The 5,453-nt window shown below is 70.6% G+C and carries 6 protein-coding genes; 1 reads left to right on the top strand and 5 read right to left on the bottom strand.

The features are described from left to right. Positions 1–13 precede the first annotated feature (13 nt). The 5 genes from H5J30_RS16035 to H5J30_RS16015 form a co-directional block, all read right to left on the bottom strand. Positions 14–1,153 (bottom strand): ABC transporter substrate-binding protein, encoded by a 1,140-nt coding sequence (locus H5J30_RS16035; RefSeq protein WP_220188969.1) that lies wholly within the window; start codon positions 1,151–1,153, stop codon positions 14–16. 22 nt (positions 1,154–1,175) lie between these two features. Further along, positions 1,176–2,129, bottom strand: a complete 954-nt coding sequence (locus H5J30_RS16030; protein WP_181788112.1) for a sugar kinase — start codon at positions 2,127–2,129, stop codon at positions 1,176–1,178. A gap of 11 nt (positions 2,130–2,140) precedes the next feature. After that, the gene (locus tag H5J30_RS16025) at positions 2,141–2,794 is read right to left on the bottom strand and encodes an RraA family protein (RefSeq protein ID WP_100299948.1); all 654 of its coding nucleotides are present in this window, start codon (positions 2,792–2,794) and stop codon (positions 2,141–2,143) included. A 50-nt stretch (positions 2,795–2,844) separates the two neighbouring features. Next, on the bottom strand, positions 2,845–3,615 hold the full coding sequence (locus H5J30_RS16020) for an SDR family oxidoreductase (RefSeq protein ID WP_309505546.1): 771 nt from the start codon (positions 3,613–3,615) through the stop codon (positions 2,845–2,847). 155 nt (positions 3,616–3,770) lie between these two features. Then, positions 3,771–4,715 (bottom strand): LysR family transcriptional regulator, encoded by a 945-nt coding sequence (locus H5J30_RS16015; RefSeq protein WP_181788111.1) that lies wholly within the window; start codon positions 4,713–4,715, stop codon positions 3,771–3,773. A 234-nt stretch (positions 4,716–4,949) separates the two neighbouring features. On the opposite strand from H5J30_RS16015, the gene H5J30_RS16010 reads away from it, so the two are divergent. Beyond that, positions 4,950–5,453, top strand: a 504-nt coding sequence (locus tag H5J30_RS16010) for a 2,4'-dihydroxyacetophenone dioxygenase family protein (RefSeq protein WP_018835884.1), incomplete at its 3' end; no start/stop codon positions are given.

The raw sequence follows: 5,453 nt of genomic DNA, 5'->3' as shown, positions 1-5,453 counted from the left end.
GTACGGGGCGTGGTCACGACGGGCATGCCTCGGCGGCGGTGTCGCGGTCGAAGGTGTACCCGCCCTCGATCGCCGCGGCGTCCGGGACGGGCGGCAGGTCGGCGAAGAGGTCGGGGTTGTCCTTCATGACCTTCAGGATCGGCTCGGGCTGGAAGTACTTGTTGACGTCGAAGCCCTTCTCGACGTTGCCCTGCTCGGCCAGCAGCCCCGCGAGGGTGTCGAGCGCCAGGTAGTTGCAGGCGGAGAAGCGGCCGTCGAGCTGCTTGACGTTGTGCTTCATCGCCTCCGTCGCGACCTTCTTCTCCGTGCCCGGCAGCCAGCGCGTCGCCGAGTCGGCGGCGTCGTCGGGGTTCTCGCGCATCCACTGGTCGGTCTGCGCGCGGGCGGTGAGGAACTGCTCGATGACCGCGGGGTTCTTCTCGGCGTACTCGCGCGTGGTCACCAGGTAGCCGATGAACGGGATGTAGCCGCCGCCGCGCAGGACTTCCTCGGAGCCGTCGACCTGCTCGGTCATGGTGATCGGCCACGGGTCCCAGACGATGCCCGCGTCGATGCCGCCGGTCTCCAGCGCGACCGCCATGTCCGGCGGCTCGGTGTTGACGATCTCGATGTCGCCGGCCTTCAGCCCCGCTTCCTCCAGCAGGCCGAGGAGGTAGAGGTGGTTGATCGAGCCCTCGGAGACGCCGATGCGCTTGCCGCGCAGCGTCGAGAGGTCCTTGCCGTCGATGCCGGAGTCGCCGCCGGCCACCACGGCCATCGTCTCGTCGATGCTGAGCTGCGAGGACGAGCCGGTGTAGTTGCCGACGAGCACCAGGTCGATGCCCTGCTGGGCGGCGGCGATGGCCGGGGTGCCGACCTGGACCACGTCGACCTCGCCGGCCTGGAGCGCGTTGAGCGCGTCCACGCCGGTCGGGTAGGGCTCCTTCAGCTTCACGTTGAGGTTCTGCTCGTCGAAGTAGCCCGCCTCGACGCCGGCCGGCAGGCCGATCTGGTCGATGGCGGAGACGTAGCCGGCGGACAGCTTGGTCGGCTCGGTGCCGCCCGAACCACCGTCGACGTCGTCGTCCACGGTCGAGTCGCCGCCGCAGGCGGCCAGCAGCAGGGCTCCCGAACAAGCCGCCGCCACTGCTATGTGACGTGTTGCGCGAAACATGAGTCTCTCCTGATCCGTACGGCTACGGGGCTGGTGTGGGAGCGCCGGGGAGCAGCGCGTCCACCGCGGCCCGGTGCGGAATCGGCAGGACCGCTCCCGGTCCGGTGGTGGTGAGCGCGGCGGCGACGGCCGCGTAGCGGGCCGCCTCCAGCGGTACGGCACCCTCCAGGAGCCGGGCCGCGAACGCGCCGTCGAAGGTGTCGCCGGCCCCTGAGGGGTCGACGGCCCGCACCGGGTGGGGCGGAATGCGGGTCACGGTGCCCTCGTGGGCCAGCAGGGCGCCCTGGTCGCCCATCTTGAGCACGACGATGCCGGGCCCGCGGCGCACGAAGGCGTCGAGGACCTCCTCGGGCTCGTGCAGGCCGGTGAGCAGCCTGCCCTCCTCCAGGTTCGGCAGTGCCACATCGCACAGCTCGATGCTGCGCATGACCACCGCGCGGGCCCGTTCCACGGGCCAGAGCGCGGGGCGGTAGTTGGGGTCGTAGCCGATCAGCGTGCCGCTGCCGCGGGCCAGCTCCATGGCGTGGAAGGCCGCGTCGCAGGCGGACGGGCCGATGGCCTGGGTGATCCCGGTGACGTGCAGCATGCGCGCCCGCGCGATCGCCTCGGCCGGCACGTCGGCCGGGGTGAGCCTGCTGGCCGGCGAGTCCGCGCGGTAGTACGTGAACCTGCTGGCCGCGGGCGTACGGGAGATGAAGTAGATCCCGGTACGCCCGCCGGCCTCCCGGACGACGTGCTCGGTGCCGACACCCTCGCGCTGCCACAGCCGCAGCAGGGCGTCGCCGAAGTCGTCGTCGCCGATGCGGGTGACGTAGCCGGTGCGCGCGCCGGAGCGCTGCGCGGCCACCGCGAAGTTCGACGAGTCGCCGCCGTAGCCGACGGCGAAGTCGTCGCCCGGCGCGACGGGCTCGCGGCCCTCCGCGCGGGCGTTGAACTCCAGCAGGGGCTCGCCGATGGCGAGGATGTCGTTGTCCATGTCCGCCGCCGTCAGATCCGCTGGTACTTTTCGAGGCCGCCGCGCAGCGAGCCGGACTCCCGGATGAGCCGCGTCTGCTCCCGCTCGCGCTCCTCGATGTCCGTGGCCAGCGCCAGCACCTCGGCGACCAGCTCCAGCGGCACGCACACGACGCCGTCGCTGTCGGCGACGATCAGGTCGCCGGGGCGTACGGACACGCCGCCGACCTCGACCGGCTCGTTGAGCGAGACGGTCCGGTAGCGGCCGACGGTGGTGGCCGGCACGGCGCCGCGGGCATAGATGGGGAGTTCGGGGTAGTCGCGGCGGATCTCCTCGACGTCCCGGACACCCGCGTCGAGCACGGCGCCGGCGATCTCGTTGGTGACGGCGCCCGCGGCCATCAGCCCGCCCCACACCGCGACGTCGGCGCCGCCGGCGGCGATGCAGATGACGCTGCCCGGCGCCGACTCGTCGATGGCGCGCAGCGCGTGCGTGGGGGGCTCCGACACGTGGGAGGGCACCTCCTGCACCGTCACCGCGGGGCCCACCAACTTGCCCGGCAGCACCGCTTTGATGCTCCCGGTGAGGTAGCCCCGTACGCCCTTCTGCTCCACGGCGTCGGCCACCGACGCGGTGGCTATGCCGTGGAAGGCCGCGATGGTCTCCGGCGGGATGGTCGTCGTCATCTCGAATTGGCTCCGATCTCGTACGTGCGTGCTGTGCCGCAGCGGGGGGTTCAGCGCGACAGCCAGCCGCCGTCGACGGCCAGGACGTGACCGTGGATGTAGTCGGCGGCGGGCGAGGCGAGGAACACCACGGGTCCGGCGATGTCGGCGGGGCGACCCCACCGGCCGGCGGGGATGCGGGCGAGGATCTCGCTGCTGCGGACGCCGTCGGCGCGCAGCTCCGAGGTCACGGCGGTGTCGATGTAGCCGGGGGCCACGGCGTTGACGTTGACGCCGCGGCCGGCCCATTCGTTGGCCAGCGCGCGGGTCAGTCCGACGAGGGCGTGCTTGCTCGACGTATACGACGGGACGTACATCCCGCCCTGGAAGCTCAGCACCGACGCGATGTTGATGATCTTGCCGTAACCGCGCTCCAGCATCCCCGCGCCGATGGCCCGGGTCAGCTCGAATGCGGCGTGCAGGTTCAGCTCCACCACGTCGTACCAGTCGGCGTCCCCGAATTCCGCGGCCGGGGCTCTGCGAATGAGTCCGGAATTGTTGACCAGAATGTCCAGGTCGAATCTCTCGACAAGTTGACTGATCTCGCCTCTACGGGCTCCGGCATCGGTCAGGTCGACGTGCACGCGAGTGACGGAAACTCCCCATTCAGCGGCCTCTTTGGCCACCGGGTCGAGATTGTCGCGCTCCGACAGCAATACCAAGTCGGCGCCGACGGCCGCGAGTCCGAGCGCAACTGCGCGCCCGATTCCGCTGCCCGCTCCCGTAATGAGCGCACGACGGCCGTGCAGATCCCCGGTCCGGGAATCAGACTCCTCCGTCAACGCCCCTCTCCCTTCATTCGGTCCCAGCCGTGCATGGTTCCGGCTACGGAAACATTAGAAGCGGACTGCCAGGGCGTTAAGACTGAATTGCGAATGACAGTATTCGCAAAGCTGATGTGCCGGGCCGCACCCGTCGGATACGTACGCACGCCCGGTCACGCCGCGGCGGGCACCGCGTGGGTGCCGGCCGGGATCCGGGCCCGGACGATGGCGCGCAGCAGCGTACGGGCCGACGGCGTGAGCGGGCGCGAGGAGTCCCAGCAGACCGCCACGCGGCGCTCCGGGGCCCCCTTCAACCGCCGTACGCGGACGCCGTCGACGTCGGCGACCTGGGCGGCCAGCGAGTTGGTCACGCCGACGCCGATGCCCTGGCGGACCAGCGAGACCAGCGTCTGCGGCTGGTTGGTGGCCTGCACGGGCTCGATCTCGTGGCCGCAGTCGCGAAACGTCCGGTACGTCTCGAAGTCGGGGGTCTCCGGGGCGTCGAGCCGGCCGATCGAGACGATGGGGTGCTCGGCGACGGCGTCGATCGACAGCGGGTCGGGCACGTCGGACAGCGCGTGCTCACTGGGGTGGATCGCGACCAGCGACTCCCCCCACAGCAACCGGCTGCGCACGGAGGCGGACGACGGCGGCGGCGACATCGGACGCAGGTACACGTCGACGGCGCCGGAGGTCAGGGCGTCGTCCAGCTCCAGCGTCGACCGCTCCACCAGCACCACCCGCACCTCGGGGCTCGTCCGCGCCAGCCCCTGGAGCAGGGCCGGCACGAACGCGGCGCTCGCGCTCGGGTACGAACCGAGCGTCACCACACCGCGGGCACCGCTGCGCCACGGGGCCATCGCGGCCTCCGCGGACTCCAGCGCGCGCAGGATCTCGTGGGCGTGGTCGGCGAGGACGACGCCGGCCTCGGTCAGCTCCACGGGGCGCTTGCGGCGGTCGAAGAGGGGCAGGCCGATCTCGCGCTCCAGCGCGGCGACGTGCATGCTGACGCGGGGCTGGGACCGCTTGGTGGACTCGGCCGCGGCGACGAAGCTCCCCGTTTCGATGACCGCGAGGAAGGAGACGAACCATTCCAGCCTGACATCCGGGTTCAACATCTTGCCCTCACCCCGCACCGAAGCAGCGCGTCTTCCCGCCCAAACCAGCCCGACCCAGCCCGATCAGCACAACGGCACCAGTGATCAACAGCCGCCCTCAGGCTAAGTTGCGGGCTACGCGGGGGCAACAGTCGTGCACGGCGCAATGCTCGTGACAGCCATATCCGCCCGACGAATGCCGCTATTCGAAAGTCGGCCCTTGACCAGCATTCGGACAACTGGCTTCGTTGGGGGATGGCCAATGAAGTAGCCCCAGCCGTCATCGCGGCGACCACGTCGCTGCCGCCCGAACTCGCCGTCGCGGCCGTCCCCGAGGACGAGCGCGTGTGGGTGCCGCAGGCGCCCAATGTGTGGTTCCGGCCGCTGCTCTTCAATACGGTCACGGGCCAGTGGTGCAACCTGTTGAAGGTCACCGCCGCCGGCATCGTCTCCCGGCACCGGCACCCGGGCGCGGTCTTCGGGTACGTGATCAAGGGCAAGTGGCACTACTACGAGCACCCGTGGGTGGCCGAGCAGGGCCACTTCGTCTACGAGCCGCCGGGCGAGATCCACACGCTGGCCGTGCCGGAGGACTGCGCCGAGATGATCACGTTCTTCAACATCAGCGGCGCGATGATCTACCTCGACGAGGAGAACCGGAACACGGGCTACGAGGACGTGTTCACCAAGATCGACATGGCCCGCGCCCACTACGCGGGCAACGGCCTGGGCGCGGACTACGTGGAGCAGTTCATCCGC

It is taken from the genome of Streptomyces phytophilus (assembly GCF_013870535.1).
Taxonomy (GTDB): Bacteria; Actinomycetota; Actinomycetes; order Streptomycetales; family Streptomycetaceae; genus Streptomyces; species Streptomyces phytophilus.
Note: the sequence above shows the minus strand (reverse complement) of the source record. Positions and strands in the feature narration are given on the sequence as shown.

Bases quoted from the DNA above. Each gene is read 5' to 3' on its own strand.
- H5J30_RS16035 (WP_220188969.1), bottom strand. From the start codon at position 1,153: ATGTTTCGCGCAACACGTCACATAGCAGTGGCGGCGGCTTGTTCGGGA.
- H5J30_RS16030 (WP_181788112.1), bottom strand. From the start codon at position 2,129: ATGGACAACGACATCCTCGCCATCGGCGAGCCCCTGCTGGAGTTCAAC.
- H5J30_RS16025 (WP_100299948.1), bottom strand. From the start codon at position 2,794: ATGACGACGACCATCCCGCCGGAGACCATCGCGGCCTTCCACGGCATA.
- H5J30_RS16015 (WP_181788111.1), bottom strand. From the start codon at position 4,715: ATGTTGAACCCGGATGTCAGGCTGGAATGGTTCGTCTCCTTCCTCGCG.